Source organism: Jeotgalibaca ciconiae (assembly GCF_003955755.1).
Classification (GTDB): Bacteria; Bacillota; Bacilli; order Lactobacillales; family Aerococcaceae; genus Jeotgalibaca; species Jeotgalibaca ciconiae.
The window spans coordinates 911993-932091 of record NZ_CP034465.1 but is presented as its reverse complement, the minus strand read 5'-3'; the positions used below and the strand labels follow the sequence as shown (position 1 = coordinate 932091).

The following is a 20099-nucleotide window of genomic DNA, read 5'->3' as shown; positions in this document are numbered from 1 at the left end:
TCCCAAGTCCTGACCTAGTGAAAAAAAATAAATTTGGCCCATTGCGCGCTTCGCTGCTCGCTAACGCATATCATTCGACTAACCCGCTGAAGCGTGAAGTCTCCTGACAATTCAGGGTCAAATTTCCTATTTTTTCATAGGCCAAGGCGGACTTGTCCGCTTTTCTTATTCTCCATTAGCATATAATAAGTATAGAGCTCGTTAGATAAACGCCATTAAAAAGAATTTATTTCATCACTTCTCCAAGAGCTTCAATAATATCTGTCGCAATCAGACTGTACTCGTTTTTTTGACTTGCTGCGTAGTCGCCGGCCAATCCATGGATATAGACAGCCATTTTAGCAGCTTCAAAAGGTTCTAGTCCTTGTGCTAACAGCCCAGCGATAATTCCAGTCAATACATCACCGGTTCCAGCTGTAGCCATGCCACTGTTTCCCGAATGATTGATGTAGCGGTCATCTTTATGAGTAACAATTGTACGAGCATCTTTTATCGCATAGATTAATTTTGAATCATTTGCACATCTATCAGCTGTATCTAGTAAGTTGTCTTGGAGTTCCCTGACATCTTTATCCATTAATCGGGCAAGTTCTTTAAGATGAGGCGTGATAATTGAGTAAGGCGGAAGTGTATTTGAAAATTCATTCAATCGACTGCAAGTGTTATTTCTTAACAACGGAAAAGTGTTGTAATATTCAGAAATTAAATTAATGGCATCTGCATCGTACACAACAGGAGGTTCTACATATAAAGTGACTAAGTCTAATAATTGGTGGCTTTCTTTTGAAACACCAATCCCGGGACCAATCACAACCGTATCAGCTTGCTGAACTGATTTTTTTATTTTTTCTTTCTCTTCATTTAATTGTTCAGGGTTATAAGTTGTTAATACTGCTTCAGGTATTTGCGTTTGAATAATACTACGATTTGATTCGGTGGTCAATATTTCAACAAAACCAGCACCTGTTCGGAATGCAGCCTTTGCGGAAAGATAGGCTGCGCCGCTCATGTTTTCAGATCCAGCAATCACTAATACTCTACCGAATGTCCCCTTATTTGAATAAGCCTTACGTTTAGGAAGTTTCTCTAAATCTTTTTTATCGTAGGAATAATATTTAGAATGGATGGAATCCATCGCTACGGGCGGAAAACCAATATCCGATACAATGAGTTTCCCACAATAATCACTTCCGGGGAATAAAACCTGTCCTATTTTATGATGGCCAAAGGTAATCGTGTAGTCTGCTTTTACAGCAATGCCCATAATTTTACCGTCATCTGCTGAAATACCTGTGGGCATATCCACGGCATAAATAGACCCCTCATGGTGATTCATCTTCTCTACAATTTGCTTATAAGCATCTGTTAATTTTTCAGACAGGCCAATGCCAACTAAAGCATCAACAAGGATCGTATAGTTGGCGAAATTGATTTCATCGATTGCGTTCCAAATAACCATATCTAAATTTTCAATTATCGTCATCTGTTTATGCGTTTCTTCTGTCATTGAAGCTTCTTTTCCAGCAAAAAAGACATCTACTTGATAGCCTAGATTTAGTAAGATACGAGCAATTGCCAGACCGTCTCCGCCATTATTTCCAGATCCACAAATGACAAGGATGATATCCTCTTTTGTAATATTTTTTTGCATAGTAGTGACTACTTGATTAGCTGCATTTTCCATTAAAACAAGGGAAGGGATTCCGATTGTTTCAATAGAATAAGAGTCAATTTTCTTCATCTGATTACTATTTACTAATTTTTTCATTATTTATACAGTCCCCCATTTTCTTCAAAACTATTATAACACTTGATGGATATCAAATAAATTTATGTCCCTTATTGGTAAAATAGAAGATGAAGTAATTTGCGATATAATAAAGAAGGACTTTCAAAATAAAGGAGCTTATTAAAAATGAATAAATCATGTATCTCTTGTAACCACCATAATCATGAAGAAATCGATGTGCATACGACATGTGTTTCCTTAGTCCCTATTTTTAATCATTTAGAGGATGAGCAAATGTTCGAAATTGCTAAACTTGCAAAATCAAAGAAGTACAAAAAAGGAGAATATATTTATCAACCAGATGACACTGCGGACTCTCTCTACATTATCAATAAAGGATTAGTACGTATTTTTCATCTAACTGAATCTGGAAAAGAACAACTCGTGCGCTTTCTTAATCCTGGAGATTTTACTGGTGAATTAGCTGTTTTTCGTACCTCACATCACGATTCTTTTGCAGAGGCGGTGAAGGACACAACCGTCTGTATGGTGACAAGGGAGGACCTCCAATCATTACTATCAAAATATCCAGCTATTTCCTTGAAAATTATGGAAGAATTTTCCAATCGTTTGGACCAATCTGAAAAGCAAACTACTCTTGTAGCTACTGAAAAGGTAGAAGCTCGTTTAGCGATGTTTTTAGTAGAGTTGCTAGAGGAAGGGGAAAAAGAAGTGATTCTGCCGATGACAAAAAAAGATTTAGCCTCTTATTTAGGAACTACACCAGAAACATTGAGTAGAAAACTAAGCTCTTTAGAAGAACGCGACTTGATTAAGCAAGTTACCAATAAACGTATTATTATAAAGGACGCTGATACACTTCTTCTTGTTTAAGGTAAAAAATGCTTGTGGTCAAGATTCGGATTCTGTTTCTACCTAAACAATACTCAGATGGTTGCAGACCATCTGAGTATTATTCGCTCCAGTTGCTATAGCCGTTAGAAGATTCGGGGCTAAACGCCTTTTTTCCACTCTTGTTGTTTTATCCAAAGAATGATAATAGCACTCCAGCAGCGACCGCAGATCCAATGACACCTGCTACATTAGGTCCCATTGCGTGCATTAATAAATAATTAGATGGGTTGTATTTGATGCCTTCTTTTTGGACAACACGTGCAGCCATGGGAACAGCTGAAACGCCAGCAGCACCAATGAGCGGGTTGATTTTTCCGCCGCTAAGTTTATACATTACCTTGCCCATCAGCACTCCAGATGCTGTTCCAATTGCAAAAGCAAATAATCCTAATGCAACAATTTTTAAGGTGGTAAGGGATAAGAAAAGTTCTCCTGTTGCTTTTGCGCCAACCGTAATACCCAGAATGATGGTAATGATATACATCATCGCATTTTGTAAGGTCTCCGTTAGCTTTGGAACTTGTCCACTTTCCCGAATCAAGTTTCCTAACATAAGCATACCAATTAATGCAGTAGCAGATGGAACAATTAAACTGATAAAAATGGTGGTAATAATAGGAAATAAAATCTTTTCTGTCTTACTTACGTGTCGAAGCTGTTTCATTTCTGTTTTTCTTTCTTCCTCGGTCGTTAATAGTCGCATAATAGGGGGCTGAATAATCGGAACTAAAGCCATATAAGAGTAAGCAGCTAAGGCAATGGTGGGTAATAAGTGGCTGGCTAATTTGGCTGTTAAATAAATGGCGGTAGGACCGTCCGCGCCCCCAATAATGCCGAGGGCAGAGGATTCTTCAGGAGTCATATTTAACGCTAGAGCCCCAAAGAAAGCTGCAAAAATACCAAACTGGGCGGCACCACCCAACAGGAGAGTCTTTGGATTAGCTAGCAATGGGCCAAAATCCGTTGAGGCTCCCAAACATAAAAAGATAAGAGGAGGATAGATGCCTAAATCGGTACCTTGGAATAAATAATATAGAAGTCCTCCAGGTTCTCCATTTTCTGGGGGATACATTAATCCAGTCAAAGGGAGATTTACTAATAAAATACCAAAAGCAATCGGGATTAGTAAGTAGGGTTCATAGCCTTTCTTTATTGCTAAATATAAAAAGATACAGGCAATGGCAATCATGGTGACTTCTTTGTACGTCATGTTTGCTAAGCCAGAAGTATTCCACAAGTCGATTAATGCTTTCAGCATAAGAACACTCCTCTCTAAAATACTAGCAGTATTTGATCAGATTCTACGTTGTCGTTTGCTTTGACAAGCACTTCTTTTACGGTTCCATCTTCAGGTGCGACGATTTCATTTTCCATTTTCATTGCTTCAAGTATGAGTAAATTGTCTCCGGCTTTTACGGATTGTCCAGGCTTGACGAGAACTTGTAGAATACTACCCGACATGGGAGATTTGATTTGGGTTCCAGAAGCTGAAGGTGACTTGGAAGTGGTTTTATTTTCATCAACCGCTTTTTCTGTTCCTGCAGATGCAGACATATCTGCGTCATCCGGCAATTCGCGGACTTTGACGTGATATACTTGTCCATCTACTTCAATTTCATAATTTTTCATGTGAATCACTCTCCTTGTGGCTATTTAACTCGATTTACTTCAATAATTTCATACTTCTTTGTGGGGTGGTCGTTGTAAGCAAGTGTAAGAGCTGCGAGAACTGCTATTTTTTCTCGTTCGGGGTCCGCAACAAGTTTTGTTTCTGTTTCTATTGGTTCGGCGTTTAAAACGCTACTCTTGCTAAATGATACAACTAGTCTGCGAACCAATTCCATAAGTCCCCATAGTGAGGAGAGAACAATAAAGACAACGGCCATTGCCACTACTGTCACAATGATGCCATCCATTAAACCAAATGAGTCAGACATTTTTTATCCTCCTCTCCGATAACGAGCTTGAATTCTGATAGGGTGATTCTCATCTTCTTCCGGATGATATTTCTTTTTCAAATAGGCTTTTCCTACTTGAGGAAATAGCGCATAAGTCAAAACATCTTCATCCGTTTTAGCTAATTCACCTAATTCTTTTTTTAGTTTTTCAAATTCAGGAGCGATATCATCAGCCGGGCGATGAGTAATGACTTTATCATCACCAATGATTGATTTACGAAAATCCTCTTTGACTGGTACAGGCGTCTTTCCATATTTGCCATGGAGGTAATCTTTTACTTCGGTAGGAACCATACGATAGCGTTCGCCAGCTAAGACATTAAAAACAGCTTGCGTTCCGACCATCTGACTCATGGGCGTGACAAGAGGCGGAAAACCTAAATCCTTCCATACTCGAGGAACTTCTTGAAGCACTTCATCATAGCGGTCAATTGCTTTGGCCTGTTTTAATTGAGAGTTGAGATTGGAGAGCATGCCACCCGGAACTTGGTATATAAGAGCTTTGGGATCTGAAAAAAGCATTTTAGGGTCTAGGATGCCTGAATCCAAATATTTATTACGAATACCTTTGAAGTAATCAGCAATTTCTTCCAGTCGGTCAATGTTGAGATTGGTTTTGTATCCTAATTCTTCGAGAGCAAGAGCCATTGATTCTGTGGTAGGTTGACTTGTTCCTTCAGAAAAAGGTGAAATCGCACAATCGATGATATCGACGCCCGCTTCCACAGCTGCTAAATAAGTCATTTGAGCAATTCCGCTTGTAGAATGTGTGTGAATGTTTAGAGGAATATCCGTCACTTTTTTAATAGCAGTAACCAGTTCTCTGACAACTTTTGGAGTAATGATGCCTGCCATATCTTTTAAGCAAATCGAATCAGCGCCCATATTTACGAATTGTTTTACCAGATCTGTATAGTAGGCGATTGTATGAACGTCACTGATGGTATAACAAATTGTCAACTGAGCATGTGCACCATATTTTTTGACAGCATCGAAAGAGGATTGGATATTTCGTGGATCATTTAAAGCATCAAAAATACGGAAAATATCAATACCGTTTTCGACCGATTTTTCAATGAATTTATCGACGATATCATCCGCATAATGACGATAACCAATTAAATTTTGCCCGCGTAATAACATCATAAGTTTTGCATCGGGTGCACGTTTTCGGATTTCCCGCAGCCGTTCCCAGGGATCTTCATCTAGAAAACGTATAGCAGCATCGTAGGTAGCGCCTCCCCAACATTCTAAGGCATAATAGCCAGCTCGGTTCATCACTTCAATAATCGGCAACATGTCGGCTGTGCTCATTCGAGTTGCCATCAAACTTTGATGAGCATCTCTTAAGACTGTTTCGTTGATATTGATTAGTTTACTAGACAATCTATTCACTTCCTTTCTCAATTATTAAGCGCTTACAAAAACACGAACGATTAAAACTTTAATAACTCTATTGTAGAAAAGATAGTACCAAAAAGCAACAGATGTCAGTAAATTAGACAAAACAAAAAGAGCTCATTGAGGAGGAGCTCTTCGTTCATTTTTAACAAATGACTAGGATGAAAAGAGGAAGTTGCAGCTTCCGTTTCCAGTTAATCAGAAAATATTAGGTTTGATTCCATACTAACTCATATATGTGAAAACATCTTGAAAAAAATATAATAGTTTAGCGAAAATTTGATTAAAATTCATTGAATCTTTCTACACAAAAAATTCATGTAGTTGTTGTTTTAAAAAAAAGATTCTGCTATACTAATCGGAGCAAAGTCCTTTAAGCTGATCCAGAGAGATCAAGAAGGGTACAAATTTAATATTTGATACCTATAGGCCCTTTTGCGAATTCATTCAAAAAAGGCATTTTTTATGCCCAAAATTAGGAGGAATATAGGTATGGCAATTAATCAAAGACCATTATTGTTGGATGTAGAAGAAAAGCCACCATTTTTAAAAGGTATTTTATTAAGTTTTCAGCACGTTTTTGCCATGTTTGGTGCAACCATTCTAGTACCGTTGATTTTAGGAATGCCCGTTTCGGTTGCTTTATTTGCAAGCGGGATTGGGACGCTAATCTATCAAATCGCGACGAAAGCAAAGGTTCCTGTTTATCTAGGCTCGTCTTTTGCTTATATTACGGCGATGGGTGTTGCGATGGAACAGATGGGCGGAGACATTAGCGCAGCACAAACAGGTGTTATTTTAGTCGGATTCATCTATGTTATTGCAGCCACTCTTGTAAAATTAATAGGAACAAAATGGATCGATAAGCTGTTGCCCCCTATCGTAATTGGACCAATGATTATGGTAATTGGCTTGGGCTTGGCAAGTTCTGCTGTAACGAATGCGGGATTTGTGTCCGGAGGAGATTTAAGAAATGTTTTTGTTGCGACGGTAACATTCTTGATTACAGCCTTTGTGAATACAAAAGGAAAGGGATTTTTCAAAATTATTCCCTTTTTATGTGGAATCGTTGGAGGATACATTGTAGCTGCAGTAATTGGTATTGTTGATATCACACCGGTTATTGAAGCAAAGTGGTTTGAAATACCCCAATTCTATCTGCCTTTTGAAACAGCCTATTTTGACTCTTATGAATTATACTTTGGACCAGAAGCGTTGGCGTTAGTACCAGTAGCATTAGTTACCATTTCTGAGCATATTGGAGATCATACTGTATTAAGCAAAATTTGTAATCGCGAATTTTTAAAAAATCCAGGTTTGTCTCGTACGCTAATAGGCGACGGGGTAGCAACTGCAGTCTCAGCGTTTATTGGCGGGCCTGCCAACACAACCTACGGAGAAAATACGGGAGTAGTAGGAATGACACGTATTGCCTCTGTTGCTGTCATTCGTAACGCAGCAATTCTCGCTATGGCGATGAGTTTCTTAGGGAAATTTACAGCCTTGATCTCGACAATTCCAAATGCAGTGTTGGGCGGAATGTCGATCTTGCTGTACGGAGTTATTGCAAGCAACGGATTAAAAGTGTTGATTGAAGAACAAGTCGATTTTGGCAAAGTACGCAACTTAATCATTGCTAGCTCGATGCTTGTGTTAGGGCTAGGCGGCGCATCTTTAGATATGGGTGTTATCTCGTTATCTGGTACAGCTTTGAGTGCTCTTGCGGGAATTGTCTTAAATCTGATTCTTCCTCATGAAGAAGAATATGCACCAAAAGATGTTCCTGAAATGTCATTAGATAAAGAAAAACACGTGGAAGAAATGTAAGGGAAATAAAGGAAGGGGATGAGCTTTTTGCTCATCCCCTCTTTCATGTTCTACTTAATTATGCAATTAATGGATGTGTTCGACAAGCTTCTGCGCAAGCAAAGCAAGCTTTTGCACATTCTTGACAATGGTCATGGCTATGTTTTTCACATTCATCTCCACATGCTTGACAAGTAATGGCACATAATTGAAGCAAATCAGCTTTCAAGCTACCTTCACGTGTCAAGAAACTAAGGGCAATGGTACAAATGTCGGCACATTCTCGATCAGTCCGAATACATTCAGTCATATGCTTTACGTCATCTTCTTGGAGGCATTGGTCAAAACAATGGTTACAAGCAGTAATACAGTCTGTCAGCTTTTGCATCAAGTCTTTTACAGATTCTTCCATGTCTATCTCTCTCCTTTTTATATCCTCTTACAAATTAAATTATAGAGCTGTTCTTTGGAAGAATCAAATGATATCAAATATGATACAATATAGAAAAGAAGTATGTTTCATTAGGGGGCCAGTTATCGGTGGACAAACAATTCAGTATAGCAATTGATATGGACGATGTTCTTTGCGGAACAACAGAAAAAATGTTAACAATTTTTAACGAAACTTATAATGAGGAATTTACGCCGAATGATTTAGCGAAAGTAGGGAAAGAAGAAAAAATTACTAATGAAATGATCGAGTTTATTTTGGAAGAATTCAATAAGCCTGGTTTTACGAGAGATTTAGCGGTGAAGAAAGATGCGATTGAAGTAGTAGAATCTCTCAATGAAAAATATAATGTTTATATCGCAACAGCAGCTATGGAAGTGCCAGGAACTTTTTTCGATAAATATAGCTGGCTGGAGGAACATTTTCCATTTTTAAATCCACATTATTTTATCTTTTGTGGAAATAAGCAAGTTGTCAATGCGGATTATTTAATTGACGATACGATCAAACAGCTGGAAAATTTTAATGGAACAGGAATTTTGTATACAGCGAAGTTGAATGAGGGAATTCAAGTGCCATTTACGAGAGTCGATAATTGGTCACAAGTTTATGGTCACTTTGTTGATGGATTTGATTCTCGAATTGATGAAACAAAACAAAGGCGCATCGAAAGATACCATCAACTGATGAAAAAATCGGATACGATCTTATAATACAAATAAGAAAAACTTCACAAAAAATTCTTATTTTACATCTATAATTTTCAAAAAAAGGAGGAAAAAAGATGCCATTTATGTATTTTCCGATTGATTCTACTTATCTATTGATTATACTTGGTTTAGTGATTTCTTTAATCGCTCAAGCATATGTTAAAAGTAGCTTTTCTAAATACAGTAAAGAATTAAGCAAAAAAGGTTATACAGCCACTCAAGCTGCCCAGTATATTCTAGAAAAATCAAGGATCTATGATGTTCGTGTCGAACGGATTCAAGGGGACTTAACAGATCACTATGATCCGCGAGACAAAGTTTTACGCTTATCAGATGCTACGGCACAATCCACATCTGTGGCTGCGATTGGAGTAGCTGCCCATGAAGTGGGACATGCGATTCAAGATCAAGAGAATTACATTCCATTACGAGCTCGTGCTGCGTTAGTCCCAGTGGTGAATTTTGGACAGACCATCTCCATGCCGATGATTTTAATTGGGCTTTTTATGGGTGGAGCAGATTTTCTCATTCAAATGGGTATTTTGTTATTCTCACTAACGTTTATATTCCAAGTAGTCACTCTGCCAGTAGAATTTAATGCTTCTAGAAGAGCTTTGCAAATTCTGGATGGCGGCGGAATTCTGGAAAGAGATGAAGTACCGAAAGCTAGAAAAGTATTAAATGCGGCAGCTCTCACATATGTTGCAGCAGCAATCATGAGTTTTCTGCAGCTATTACGTCTAGTCATGTTGTTTGGCGGAAATCGCAGAAGAAACTAAAATGGATAAAAAAAAGAGTTAAGGCATTTCAATGTGCCTTAACTCTTTTTGCTATATTCGTCTTATGACATTTCGTTTCCTAAAAATGCATTTAACATCCATAGCTGTTTATCGTATTCCGTTTTATATCCGATGAGGATATCTTCTGTAACAGAGTCACCGACTTCTCCTGTTAATTCAATACCTTCTACTAACAAGTTAACGATTGCTTCAATGTCACTGATTGTATCGCGAACCATGTCTGCTTCAGGAGTATTGTTATTTTGTGGATAGTCTTCTAATATAGAATGTTCAAGGAATTGAGTCATTGAACTGTATGGCTGACCGCCAATTGCTAGCAAACGTTCTGCAATTTCATCAAACACTTCTGTTGCATTTGTATAAAGCTCTTCAAATTTTTCATGTAGAACAAAGAAGTGGGTTCCTTTTACGTAAAAATGACGATGGTATAGCTTAAAGATATAAACTGCTTCTGTTGCAACGATTTTGTTCACCAATTCTTGTACTTTTTGATTGTCTTTTGCTGTTACTGGATTACGAGCTGCTCGATTATTATCTGTTGTCATTCATATTCCCCTCTCTCAATTATAAAATGTAATTCATCATAAGAGTTCAGTGATCGAACTCTTCTATATAAATTATAGGCGTACTTCAGAGAAGAATCAAATAATTGAGCTTTTTAATCAACAAAGACACCACTATTCAACTTTTCTGGCAAAAATGTTGTTAATTAGGAGACGGTTATATTATAATAATACTAATCAATAGAGAAATAAATTGAATATTTAAAAGACAAGAGGAGGCTATCATGAAAACAAATGCTAAGCAGACTGATCGTCGCGTGATTCGAACAAAAAAAGAGATTTTAAACGCTTTGACAGAATTATTGGAACAAAAAGCGATTGAAGAAATCACAGTAAAAGAAATAACAGATCTGGCAGGAATTAACCGCGGAACCTTTTACTTACACTATATAGATAAGTTTGATTTATTTGAAAAGAGTGTTAATCAGTTACTTATAGAGTTAAGAGAAATGGGGGCAGTTATTATTTCTAGAGCAGTTGAGAATGGCTCTCCTGAAAAAGAAAAAGATGAAATTATCCACTCCATTGCGGCTATATTTGAATATGTAAAAGATCACCATCGCTTTATCAAAAGCTTAACGAGTGAAAATAGCAGTTACTCTTTTCACCATAAATTCAATGAAATTTTAAAAGATCACTTTGCTGATATTTTTATAAAGTTGGATGGTTCAGTTCCTCCTATATACCTAGCGTCAGCTGTTTCATACGCTTATCAAGGACTTATTCATACATGGCTCCAAGATGATATGCGTGAAACTACTTATCAAATGGCAGAATATGGTTATGAATTATTTTTTAATCATGTGGCTGGCATTTTTAATGAATCAAATGAATAGTTAGTGTTGGAAAGGGAGCCGGATATGATAAATGGCTCCTCTTTGTTTTTCTATAAGGAGTTGATTCTGATGGTGAAAGACAATTTAGATTTTACTTTAGTAGAAGATTTATTGAACAAAACACAGGAAGAAGTAAAAAAAATGAATCCTGTAAATGTTATGATCGTAGGAAAGACTGGGGTTGGGAAAAGTACCTTGGTTAACAATGTTTTTCGGGAACGATTAGCAAGTACCGGGATTGGGAAGCCGATTACCAAGCATTTAAGAAAAATTGCTAAAGAGGGTATTCCAATTGTTCTTTATGATACACGCGGTTTAGAGCTCAGTGAATCTGTCCAATCAGATGTGCGTGCTGAAGTTTTTGGAGCACTAAAAACGAATCGAGAAAAAGGGCCAGAAGAAGCGATACACGTAATCTACTACTGTATCAATGCGAACTCATCGCGGATTGAAGAGTCAGAAATTCAATTTATCAATGAGTTAACTGAGGAAGTCCCTGTAATTATTGTTTTAACACAATCGATTGGAAAGCCTGCGGAAGACTTTAAACAGTATATCGAAAAACTGCATCTAGATATTGTTTCCGTATTGACGATTATGGCAGAACCCTTTGTTATATCGGATGAGTTAGTTATTCCTCGCAAAGGACTCAAAGAGTTAATTGCCCTAACATTTGAAGTAATTCCAGAGGACGTTCAAAAAGCTTTTAACAATGCCCAACAAGTGGATATTGAACGAAAAGCGCAAGCAGCCAGGCGTTGGGCAATGAGATATGTTACCACAACTTTTGGAGTAGGTTTCACGCCCATACCATTTTCTGATGCTACATTACTCGTCCCCATGCAAATTACCATGATGGCACATATTACTGCTATTTTTGGAATTTCAATGGATCGTACGAACATTGCCAGCATTTTAGGAGCAGTGGGAGGAACGAGTGGCGCTACTTACCTAGGCAGATACATCGTATCCAACTTAATAAAATTAATTCCTGGAGCAGGCACCATAGCAGGAGGGATTATTAGTGGAGGCACTGCTTCGGTATTAACTTCAGCTTTGGCTATGAGTTATATTGAAGTTTTAGCCTTCATTGCTAAAAGAGAAGTTGCAGGAGAGACTCCTGACTTGCAGGAAATAAGCGAGTTAATGAAAGAAAAATTACAGGAGCAATTGAAAAAAAGTAAATTAAAAGCATCTAATGAAAGAAAAAATAAAAAAGAGAACATTATTCAAAGAATGATCAGCAGGTTTAAGAACACACAAAAAGAATAAAAAATGACAATAGAAATAGGAGGCGTACCATAAGGCAGGCCTCCTATTTTTTTGTCTGTTAATTACTCAGCGAGCTTAATCCATTTCACCAATTGGTAAAACAGTTTTTCCATAAAGCTCATTTAATACTTGTGCTAACGCAGCATAGATAGCTGAAAAACCACAGAAAATACCTTCATAGCCTGCGATAGTCAAAATCATAGTTGAAGCTGTAAAATTGCCAATCGCTAATAAGAAGAAAAGAACAGCTAGTGTACCAAATACAACTTGTAAAGCTCTGCTGATACGTAGCGTTCCAATAAACATTCCAAGCGTGAAAATACCCCACATAAATAAATAAGCTGCCATAGAAAGAGAAGAGGGCACTTCACCTAATCCCATTATTGGTAAGATGTTCAGACCAACCAAAGATAACCAGAAGAATCCATAGGAAGTAAAAGCAGTTGTACCGAAAGTATTATTCTTTTTAAACTCCATAATACCAGCGATAACCTGAGCGAAACCTCCAAAAAAAACTCCCATTGCTAAAATCATAGCATCCATAGGGAAGAATCCAGCATTATGAATATTTAATAATACCGTCGTCATACCAAACCCTAACAAGCCAAGCGGCGCCGGATTCGCTGTTATCTCTTTGAAAGAGATTATTTTTTCTTTATCCAATTTATATAACTCCTCTTAATATAGTTGTGAAAACACACTATCTTGAATTATATAGAGTGGGGTTGAGAAGTCAATGAAGATTTAAAAGTCTTATCAATGGAGCTATAATACAGGATCAGCTCTTTTTTTTGCTTTTCTGCTTTTTTAAAACAAATCCCTTTATTTCTAATTAGGAAACGAATTTTTAAAATATGCTAAATAAGAAATGAAAACAGTGAAAACGCTTGACAAAGATAGAGAAGTGGACTAACATGAGCATATAGTTTCCAAATGGTATTTCAACATTTCCCATAAGGAAACAAAACGGTGGATAATTCTTATTCACACGTAATTATATATTAAAAGGAGATTTTATTAATGGAAACAGCTTACAAGACGTATTACTCTCAAGGGCCAAAAAACATTGTTCATCATTCAACAGAAGAATTGCGCGAAGATTTTTTAGCAGAAGAAATTTTCACAGCTGGTAAGGTTGTATTAAACTATACCCATCATGACCGTCAAATCTTTGGTGGAGTAACACCGACTGATAAAGAATTAGAAATTGTTTTGAATAAGTCACTAGGAGTAGAATACTTCTTGGAAAGACGTGAACTAGGTGTAATCAACATTGGTGGACCTGGATCAATTATCATCGAAGGAAAAGAAGAGCCAATGGTAAAACAAGATGGCTACTATATTGGAAAAGAAACAAAAGATATTCGTTTCAAATCTGATGATGCAAACAATCCAGCAAAATTCTATGTAGTTTCTACACCAGCTCATAAAGTATATCCAACAGTGAAAATTGCTATTGCTAACATCACTCCAAAAGTAACGGGAGACAGTAAAACGTTGAACAAACGCAGTATTTACCAATACATTCATCCAAATGTATGTGAAAGCTGCCAATTGCAAATGGGTTATACAATTTTATCTGAAGGAAGCTCTTGGAATACAATGCCAGCTCATACACATGAAAGACGTATGGAAACATACCTATACTTTGATATGGAAGCTGATACACGTGTGTTCCACTTCATGGGTGAACCTGATGCAACGAAACATTTAGTATTATCGAATGAACAAGCAATTATCTCACCAAGCTGGTCTATCCATACGGGTGTTGGAACAAGTGATTATACATTCATTTGGGCAATGTGTGGAGAAAACATCACTTATGAAGATATGGATCACGTTGCTATGCAAGATTTAAAATAAAAACTGCAAGATTAATCAAGATATCTGTTATTCAAAAAAAGATATTTCCGTTCAGGAGGAAAAGAAATGACAAATTTTAGCATGGATTCATTTTCATTAAAAGGTAAAGTAGCTTTAGTAACTGGAGCATCTTACGGAATTGGCTTCTCAATCGCGAGTGCTTTGGGACAAGCTGGCGCAAAAGTGGTATTCAACGATATCAATCAAGAGCTAGTTGACAGTGGGTTGGCTGCCTATAAAGAAGCTGGATTAGAAGCATACGGCTATGTAGCAGATGTTACAAATGAAGAAGCAGTAGCTGCTTTAATCAAACAAATTGAAGAAGAAGTAGGAACCGTTGATATTCTAGTAAATAATGCTGGAATCATAAAACGTATTCCAATGGTAGAAATGACTGCTGCAGAATGGCGCCAAGTAATCGATATCGATTTAACAGGTCCATTTATTATGGCAAAAGCAGTAATTCCTGCTATGATTGAAAAAGGACATGGTAAAATCATTAATATTTGTTCCTTGATGAGTGAATTAGGCCGTGAAACAGTAAGTGCCTATGCTGCTGCTAAAGGCGGACTAAAAATGTTAACAAAAAATATCGCTGCTGAATACGGTGAACACAATATTCAATGTAATGGGATTGGACCTGGTTATATTGAAACACCACAAACAGCTCCATTACGTGTAGAAGGTCATCCATTTAATAACTTTATTATTGATAAAACTCCAGCTGCACGTTGGGGAACGCCAGAAGACTTAAAAGGACCTTCCGTATTCTTGGCTTCTGAAGCTTCAGACTTTGTTAATGGACACATCTTGTTCGTAGACGGTGGTATTTTAGCTTCTATCGGAAAACAACCTTAAGATTGTCTATACTGCACACAAAATAGGGTAAAATGGAGAGGACGGCCTTAGATGAGATATCTAAAGCTGTCCTTTTTTGATAAAATAGAAATACGGTGAGAGGAGGAATAAAAATGGCAGAAGTAACTGAAAAGAAACTATATGGAACAGTTCTCATTAAATCAGATTTAATCTTGGAATACTTATTTGAATCGGAAGAGCCTCAGGCATTGGCAAGTATTGCTGAAAATACAAGATTAACAAAATCGACTGCTTCTAAAATTTTAGATACATTAGAACATATCGGTTATGTAATTAAAAACAAGAAGAATCGAACGTATTCGATTGGATTCAAATTAATAAAATACTCCTCTAAAGAAATAAGCCGCATGGATTTAGAATCTCATATATATGAGCAGTTAGAGGAGCTTCATGAGCGTTTTGATGAAACCGTTCATTTAGGTGTATTTCAAAATGAGAAAATTGTCACAGTAAATAAATTCCAATCGAGCCGTCCAGTTGTTTGTATTTCTTCAGCAATCGGCGAGACAAAAGACTTATACAGCTCTGGAATGGGAAAAGCAGTTCTAGCGGAGCTGGATGATAAAAGATTGTTGAATTATATAAACAACCATGATTTTGTTGCTAAAACAGACAAAACGATTGCGAGTACTCAATTGTTACTAGCGGAGCTGGAAGGGATTCGTCAACAAGGATTCTCTATAGACAATGAAGAAAATGAAGAAGGTGTTTATTGCATTGGTGCTGCGATCACGAACGTAACCGGCAATGGTCAAAAAACGATACTTGGAGCATTTAGTATTAGTATCCCTATTTTTCGTGCAACAGATGAGATGCTGCAACAATTAAGCGATGCAGTACTTGAAATGAAAGAAAAAATAAATGCTAGTTTTAGATAAATGAATGGAGGAGAACGAGTGAAACTTTCTATACTGAACCAAGAAGATACTGTACTTGTAGAGAAAAATATTCAAGAGCGCGGCTATTTGTTTTATGAATCAACTTACCAGGAAGGCGATAGAATTCAACTGGAATTAGACGACGCAGAGCAATTTGTCAAAGTGAAAATTGATGATGCCATGGCTGAAAGCATTATTTTTATAAGCGGTAAGACATGGACATTTGAATTACCTTCACAAAAGAATCTGAAAAATGCTTATCCTATCAATGCCTTTGCTGGAGAAAAACATTATATTTCCGTTTCGATACCAAGCGAAGAAGAGGTATACGCCTATCGAAATCTAGCCTTCAATCCTGTTGATCAAAACAAAAAGGAAGAAGCCTTTCCTCATGCATCAGCTAATGTAGAAACACGTAATGAAGCGACATTTTTTGCACGTAATGCCATTGATGGAATCTTGGCTAATGAAGGACATGGCTATTGGCCTTATCAGTCTTGGGGAATCAACCAACAAGCGGATGCTGCTTTACGTGTTTATTTTGGCAAAAAAGTGGAAGTAGATCGTTTTGCAATTGCCTTACGAGCGGATTTTCCTCATGACAGCTATTGGACGCAAGCTACTTTAGAGTTTTCAGATGGATCAAGAGAAGTAATTGCTTTGGAAAAAGATGCTGATCTTCAGTTTTTTGACATGGAAAAGAGAACCGTGGACTGGGTAGAAATTAAAGAATTAATTAAAGCCGAAGACGAATCTCCATTCCCAGCACTTTCCCAATTGGAAATTTACGGAAGATATGTAAAATAAATACAAGTGAAAGAGGCGTTGCTGGATGTTTGGATTGGAAATAATCGAGATTGTTATGCTGGCGGTTGGTGCGTTGATCGTTGGCTTTTCCAAAGCAGGTATTCAAGGGGCAACCATTCCAGCTGTAGCAATGTTGGCAATTATTTTTGGAGGAAAAGAATCAGCTGGCATCATGTTACCCATGCTGATTGTTGGTGATTTAGTAGCAATCTTTAAGTATGGAAAACAAGGAAGAATGCGTGATGTGCTTAAATTAATGCCGGCAACGATTCTGGGAATTGTTTTGGGATCACTTATTGGAAACTATTTAAATGACCAACAATTTAAATTTATCATGGGAATAATCGTGTTAGTTTGTCTGATTCTTTTAATTATCCGTCACTTACAACAAAAAGTGGTTGAATTACCTGATAATAAATTCCTTCATTGGTTTGTAGGAATTATCAGTGGATTTTCTTCCATGGTTGGGAATGCTTCTGGTCCCATCTTCAATGTCTATATTCTCGCTCAAAATCTTCAAAAAGCATCAATGATTGGAACAACCGCATGGTTTTTCTTTCTGATGAACCTTTTGAAAGTTCCGTTTCATGTCTTTTTATGGGGAACCATCACATGGGATACAATGAAGTACACAGCATTTTCTTTACCATTTATTGGAATTGGGGCTGTAATCGGAATTTGGATTATTCATAACATCAGCGAAAAAACGTATAAATACTTGATTATGTTTACGACTGCTATCGCTGCAGTTCGGTTATTACTTTAAAAATAAGCATCTACTTCGTATTGTATGAAGTAGATGCTTATTTTTATGGATCTCCCTTTGTGGCACTAACACCATATATGATCGACCCATTTAAATATAATATCTTTTACAATTTTTCAATTTCTTCAGCTGGATCGACCTCTTGCCTTGCTGGGTTGAGTCGTGCAGCACGATGAACATGGATTGCTTCTAAAATAGGCACCATGACCCCAGCAACAATTCCGCCCGCGAAACCATTATTATACAAGTTCACGCCTCCATGTAAAAAGCCAACGTTTACCACCAATGTTAAATGCAGTGCGCCAGTAATCACCCCTACAAAAGAACCATAACGACCAGCGATAGGGGATAATGTAGTAGAAAACAGAATGGCGATCAAAATAGGAGGTGACTGAACATCATGTAAAGTTAATGAGGCCATCAAAGTCACTCCCAACATAATGGGAGCGGAAGTGAGTAAGTCTTTTCCAAAAGCACCAAAGCCAACGATGCTAAAAATTCCACCAATAACAGGTCCGCTTAATTCGCCGCCAATCAGTAAAATAAAGACAGTTGAAAAAATTCCAAGCCAGCCCATATTCATTAATGTTGCTCCGATTCCACCAATCTCGATATAGTCAGTAGAAAGCTGTCCAGTATGGCGGTAAATTTCTTTAATTCCATAAAAGCTCCAATGATTTAGATAATATCCAAAGAAAGCCAATAATAAGAAAATAAAGAGTAAAATAATGGCAAAAGCAATTGTATAATCATTTGAAATGATTGAAACGGTTTCGATAGTCATCCCGAAGCTGCGCATTAAAGAAATAAAAATTGTGCCAACAAAACCGCATGTGAACCCAACATTGTAAAGACTAAAGCCTTTTGTAAAACTAATAACGTGGTGTGCCAGCGGCGGCAAGGAAAAACCGGCAATGAAGCCTGCACTGATTCCCAAGGTAAAACCTAGAGGTAGCGGCAAACCTTGGTTAAAAGTCAATTCGCTCACTAGTGGTCCAAGAGCGGTACCGAATAAAGCAGCCAATAAAGATTTCTCCAAGGGGTTATGAGTAATCCAAGCATAGGATAAAGCGCCAATAACGATGGGCATAGAATTGTAGAAGTTTTTGCCAAAAAAAGAAAAGCCTGTGATAAGAAACAAGGCAGCAATCACGGGTCCATTTATTTTTGCTTTACAGAAATAAACAATATAGAGTGCCTGCAGCGTCATGACAGCTGCGTTTAGCAAAGTAGCGCCAGGATTGGCTAGCGCCATGTAGTCCGTTAAAAGATTCGCCGGTGAGCGCATGATTTCCCAGAATCCATCCCAAATCTCTTGAGGGGAGTTGAATAAAAAAGCTAAAGCTCCTAAAGAAAAGCTGAATAGAACAAAAAGAGAGTATTTTGTTCTTTCAGGCAATGTTTCGAAATTAGGTGCCGATTCTATTGGAATTGTCGTCATCATATTCCTCCTGTTTTTAGGATAGGTAAGTTATTGAACGGCAGATAATAAATTATTTTTTAAGTTTAGCAGAAATAGTAATAAATTGGCAAGACAATATTCTTTTTTTTGATTTTTTTAGAGTAGCTCTTCTTTTTTTATGTAGTGTGTAGGTGAACTGCCATAATATTTTTTGAAAAGCTTACTGAAGTAGTAGGCATCTTCATAACCAATCAAACGAGAAACCTCAGATACACTGATATCTTGGGTATTTTCGATCATTGTTTTTGCTTTTTCTAAACGATAACGAATCAGATAATTGATAGGCGTATCCCCTAGCTGTTCTTTGAAAATTCTTGAAATCTTGGCCGGACTCGAATAAAGCTCTTTAGCTATTTGATTCAACGTCAATTCCTTCATGTAGTTCCTTTCAATATAGTGTTTAACTTCGTTTACGAGATCTTGCCGCTCTCGTTCATCCTCTGTTAATAATAAATCGTTGTTTTCCAATTCATTTGTATTTTTATCGCGTAAAATATATACGATTAATTTTAATACTAGGGATTTCAGGATGACATCATAACCGCTCTTTCCTTCATGTCGTTCTCTAATAATTTCTTCGCAAGTTTGGAAAAAAGCTTCATTATACTCAGATAAATGAATGATTGTCGTTTCGAAAGGGAAATAGTCACGTGGAAAACGTTCAATAGTGAAGTGACGTATGCCGATGTGAAGCTGTTTGTTTCTCTTTTCTTCTGGTATGAATTCAAAGTGTTTTACACCTGGATTAAATAGTAAGATTGTACCGCTTTTTAGTTGATGTAGCTGGCCGTTGATATTATAGAAAGATTCACCTTCTAAGATAACCGTCATTTCAAAAAAGTCATGGTGATGATTTTTACCAGAATGGGGACCTGTCGACTCCGCATCAAATACATATAGGATTTCTGGATTAAACGTTTTTGCATTAATATTAAGCATTCGATCACCTCCAACTTATATTTCTCTTTATTAAAAAGTATATCGATTAATGAAAGCGGACGCA

At 37.2% G+C, this 20099-nt stretch carries 21 protein-coding genes; 11 read left to right on the top strand and 10 right to left on the bottom strand.

All coding sequences use genetic code 11. The annotated features are described in order from the left end of the window. Nucleotides 1-226: 226 nt before the first annotated feature. Nucleotides 227-1768 carry an NAD(P)H-hydrate dehydratase gene (locus EJN90_RS04305; RefSeq protein ID WP_126109033.1) on the bottom strand — a complete coding sequence of 514 codons (1542 nt, stop codon included), beginning with the start codon at nucleotides 1766-1768 and terminating at the stop codon, nucleotides 227-229. 147 nt (nucleotides 1769-1915) lie between these two features. Between EJN90_RS04305 and EJN90_RS04300 the strand changes: the two genes are divergently transcribed. Then, a complete protein-coding gene (locus EJN90_RS04300; protein ID WP_126109032.1) occupies nucleotides 1916-2623 on the top strand; it encodes a Crp/Fnr family transcriptional regulator in 708 nt (235 codons plus the stop codon). A gap of 148 nt (nucleotides 2624-2771) precedes the next feature. Here EJN90_RS04300 and EJN90_RS04295 read toward each other — a convergent pair whose 3' ends face one another. The 4 genes from EJN90_RS04295 to EJN90_RS04280 are packed head-to-tail and all read right to left on the bottom strand — an operon-like array spanning nucleotide 2772 to nucleotide 5988. Continuing rightward, complete coding sequence (locus tag EJN90_RS04295) at nucleotides 2772-3902, bottom strand: sodium ion-translocating decarboxylase subunit beta (protein ID WP_126109031.1); 1131 nt, start codon at nucleotides 3900-3902, stop codon at nucleotides 2772-2774. Nucleotides 3903-3916: 14 nt separating this feature from the next. Beyond that, a complete protein-coding gene (locus EJN90_RS04290) occupies nucleotides 3917-4273 on the bottom strand; it encodes a biotin/lipoyl-containing protein (RefSeq protein ID WP_126109030.1) in 357 nt (118 codons plus the stop codon). A gap of 20 nt (nucleotides 4274-4293) precedes the next feature. Beyond that, a complete protein-coding gene (locus EJN90_RS04285) occupies nucleotides 4294-4581 on the bottom strand; it encodes an OadG family protein (RefSeq protein ID WP_126109029.1) in 288 nt (95 codons plus the stop codon). 3 nt (nucleotides 4582-4584) lie between these two features. Further along, a complete protein-coding gene (locus tag EJN90_RS04280) occupies nucleotides 4585-5988 on the bottom strand; it encodes an oxaloacetate decarboxylase subunit alpha (RefSeq protein ID WP_126109028.1) in 1404 nt (467 codons plus the stop codon). A 507-nt stretch (nucleotides 5989-6495) separates the two neighbouring features. Here EJN90_RS04280 and EJN90_RS04275 point away from each other — a divergent pair. After that, nucleotides 6496-7830: a uracil-xanthine permease family protein gene (locus tag EJN90_RS04275; RefSeq protein WP_126109027.1), complete on the top strand. Its 1335-nt coding sequence runs from the start codon at nucleotides 6496-6498 to the stop codon at nucleotides 7828-7830. A gap of 58 nt (nucleotides 7831-7888) precedes the next feature. Here EJN90_RS04275 and EJN90_RS04270 read toward each other — a convergent pair whose 3' ends face one another. Further along, nucleotides 7889-8221 (bottom strand): four-helix bundle copper-binding protein, encoded by a 333-nt coding sequence (locus EJN90_RS04270; RefSeq protein ID WP_126109026.1) that lies wholly within the window; start codon nucleotides 8219-8221, stop codon nucleotides 7889-7891. 128 nt (nucleotides 8222-8349) lie between these two features. Between EJN90_RS04270 and EJN90_RS04265 the strand changes: the two genes are divergently transcribed. Beyond that, the gene (locus EJN90_RS04265; RefSeq protein WP_227872576.1) at nucleotides 8350-8973 is read left to right on the top strand and encodes a 5' nucleotidase, NT5C type; all 624 of its coding nucleotides are present in this window, start codon (nucleotides 8350-8352) and stop codon (nucleotides 8971-8973) included. 71 nt (nucleotides 8974-9044) lie between these two features. Beyond that, the gene (locus EJN90_RS04260; protein WP_126109025.1) at nucleotides 9045-9749 is read left to right on the top strand and encodes a zinc metallopeptidase; all 705 of its coding nucleotides are present in this window, start codon (nucleotides 9045-9047) and stop codon (nucleotides 9747-9749) included. Between the two features lie 62 nt (nucleotides 9750-9811). Here the strand turns inward: EJN90_RS04260 and EJN90_RS04255 are convergent, their stop codons facing one another. Next, nucleotides 9812-10315 (bottom strand): Dps family protein, encoded by a 504-nt coding sequence (locus EJN90_RS04255; RefSeq protein WP_126109024.1) that lies wholly within the window; start codon nucleotides 10313-10315, stop codon nucleotides 9812-9814. A 242-nt stretch (nucleotides 10316-10557) separates the two neighbouring features. Here EJN90_RS04255 and EJN90_RS04250 point away from each other — a divergent pair, with 242 nt between their 5' ends. Together EJN90_RS04250 and EJN90_RS04245 are read left to right on the top strand one after the other, a co-directional pair. Beyond that, nucleotides 10558-11169, top strand: coding sequence for a TetR/AcrR family transcriptional regulator (locus EJN90_RS04250; protein WP_126109023.1), 612 nt, complete (start codon nucleotides 10558-10560; stop codon nucleotides 11167-11169). A 69-nt stretch (nucleotides 11170-11238) separates the two neighbouring features. Beyond that, nucleotides 11239-12441 (top strand): YcjF family protein, encoded by a 1203-nt coding sequence (locus EJN90_RS04245; protein ID WP_126109022.1) that lies wholly within the window; start codon nucleotides 11239-11241, stop codon nucleotides 12439-12441. A 75-nt stretch (nucleotides 12442-12516) separates the two neighbouring features. Here the strand turns inward: EJN90_RS04245 and EJN90_RS04240 are convergent, their stop codons facing one another. After that, on the bottom strand, nucleotides 12517-13104 hold the full coding sequence (locus tag EJN90_RS04240; RefSeq protein WP_126109021.1) for an acetate uptake transporter: 588 nt from the start codon (nucleotides 13102-13104) through the stop codon (nucleotides 12517-12519). A 357-nt stretch (nucleotides 13105-13461) separates the two neighbouring features. Between EJN90_RS04240 and kduI the strand changes: the two genes are divergently transcribed. The 5 genes from kduI to EJN90_RS04215 all read left to right on the top strand — a co-directional run bounded on the left by kduI (nucleotide 13462) and on the right by EJN90_RS04215 (nucleotide 17634). Next, nucleotides 13462-14304 (top strand): 5-dehydro-4-deoxy-D-glucuronate isomerase, encoded by an 843-nt coding sequence (gene kduI / locus EJN90_RS04235; protein WP_126109020.1) that lies wholly within the window; start codon nucleotides 13462-13464, stop codon nucleotides 14302-14304. Between the two features lie 66 nt (nucleotides 14305-14370). Then, the gene (locus EJN90_RS04230; RefSeq protein WP_227872575.1) at nucleotides 14371-15162 is read left to right on the top strand and encodes a gluconate 5-dehydrogenase; all 792 of its coding nucleotides are present in this window, start codon (nucleotides 14371-14373) and stop codon (nucleotides 15160-15162) included. A 113-nt stretch (nucleotides 15163-15275) separates the two neighbouring features. Continuing rightward, nucleotides 15276-16061 carry an IclR family transcriptional regulator gene (locus EJN90_RS04225; protein ID WP_126109019.1) on the top strand — a complete coding sequence of 262 codons (786 nt, stop codon included), beginning with the start codon at nucleotides 15276-15278 and terminating at the stop codon, nucleotides 16059-16061. 18 nt (nucleotides 16062-16079) lie between these two features. After that, nucleotides 16080-16868: a hypothetical protein gene (locus EJN90_RS04220; RefSeq protein WP_126109018.1), complete on the top strand. Its 789-nt coding sequence runs from the start codon at nucleotides 16080-16082 to the stop codon at nucleotides 16866-16868. Between the two features lie 25 nt (nucleotides 16869-16893). After that, nucleotides 16894-17634, top strand: coding sequence for a sulfite exporter TauE/SafE family protein (locus EJN90_RS04215; protein WP_126109017.1), 741 nt, complete (start codon nucleotides 16894-16896; stop codon nucleotides 17632-17634). A gap of 106 nt (nucleotides 17635-17740) precedes the next feature. Here the strand turns inward: EJN90_RS04215 and EJN90_RS04210 are convergent, their stop codons facing one another. Further along, nucleotides 17741-19075, bottom strand: coding sequence for a DUF1576 domain-containing protein (locus EJN90_RS04210; RefSeq protein ID WP_164543999.1), 1335 nt, complete (start codon nucleotides 19073-19075; stop codon nucleotides 17741-17743). Nucleotides 19076-19192: 117 nt separating this feature from the next. Further along, on the bottom strand, nucleotides 19193-20035 hold the full coding sequence (locus EJN90_RS04205; protein WP_126109015.1) for a helix-turn-helix domain-containing protein: 843 nt from the start codon (nucleotides 20033-20035) through the stop codon (nucleotides 19193-19195). Nucleotides 20036-20099 lie beyond the last annotated feature (64 nt).

Excerpts from the sequence above, each read along its gene's own strand:
- EJN90_RS04305 (WP_126109033.1), bottom strand. The coding sequence starts at position 1,768 with ATGAAAAAATTAGTAAATAGTAATCAGATGAAGAAAATTGACTCTTAT.
- EJN90_RS04300 (WP_126109032.1), top strand. The coding sequence starts at position 1,916 with ATGAATAAATCATGTATCTCTTGTAACCACCATAATCATGAAGAAATC.
- EJN90_RS04295 (WP_126109031.1), bottom strand. The coding sequence starts at position 3,902 with ATGCTGAAAGCATTAATCGACTTGTGGAATACTTCTGGCTTAGCAAAC.
- EJN90_RS04290 (WP_126109030.1), bottom strand. The coding sequence starts at position 4,273 with ATGAAAAATTATGAAATTGAAGTAGATGGACAAGTATATCACGTCAAA.
- EJN90_RS04285 (WP_126109029.1), bottom strand. The coding sequence starts at position 4,581 with ATGTCTGACTCATTTGGTTTAATGGATGGCATCATTGTGACAGTAGTG.
- EJN90_RS04275 (WP_126109027.1), top strand. The coding sequence starts at position 6,496 with ATGGCAATTAATCAAAGACCATTATTGTTGGATGTAGAAGAAAAGCCA.
- EJN90_RS04270 (WP_126109026.1), bottom strand. The coding sequence starts at position 8,221 with ATGGAAGAATCTGTAAAAGACTTGATGCAAAAGCTGACAGACTGTATT.
- EJN90_RS04260 (WP_126109025.1), top strand. The coding sequence starts at position 9,045 with ATGCCATTTATGTATTTTCCGATTGATTCTACTTATCTATTGATTATA.
- EJN90_RS04255 (WP_126109024.1), bottom strand. The coding sequence starts at position 10,315 with ATGACAACAGATAATAATCGAGCAGCTCGTAATCCAGTAACAGCAAAA.
- EJN90_RS04250 (WP_126109023.1), top strand. The coding sequence starts at position 10,558 with ATGAAAACAAATGCTAAGCAGACTGATCGTCGCGTGATTCGAACAAAA.
- EJN90_RS04245 (WP_126109022.1), top strand. The coding sequence starts at position 11,239 with ATGGTGAAAGACAATTTAGATTTTACTTTAGTAGAAGATTTATTGAAC.
- kduI (WP_126109020.1), top strand. The coding sequence starts at position 13,462 with ATGGAAACAGCTTACAAGACGTATTACTCTCAAGGGCCAAAAAACATT.
- EJN90_RS04230 (WP_227872575.1), top strand. The coding sequence starts at position 14,371 with ATGACAAATTTTAGCATGGATTCATTTTCATTAAAAGGTAAAGTAGCT.
- EJN90_RS04225 (WP_126109019.1), top strand. The coding sequence starts at position 15,276 with ATGGCAGAAGTAACTGAAAAGAAACTATATGGAACAGTTCTCATTAAA.
- EJN90_RS04215 (WP_126109017.1), top strand. The coding sequence starts at position 16,894 with ATGTTTGGATTGGAAATAATCGAGATTGTTATGCTGGCGGTTGGTGCG.
- EJN90_RS04210 (WP_164543999.1), bottom strand. The coding sequence starts at position 19,075 with ATGACGACAATTCCAATAGAATCGGCACCTAATTTCGAAACATTGCCT.
- EJN90_RS04205 (WP_126109015.1), bottom strand. The coding sequence starts at position 20,035 with ATGCTTAATATTAATGCAAAAACGTTTAATCCAGAAATCCTATATGTA.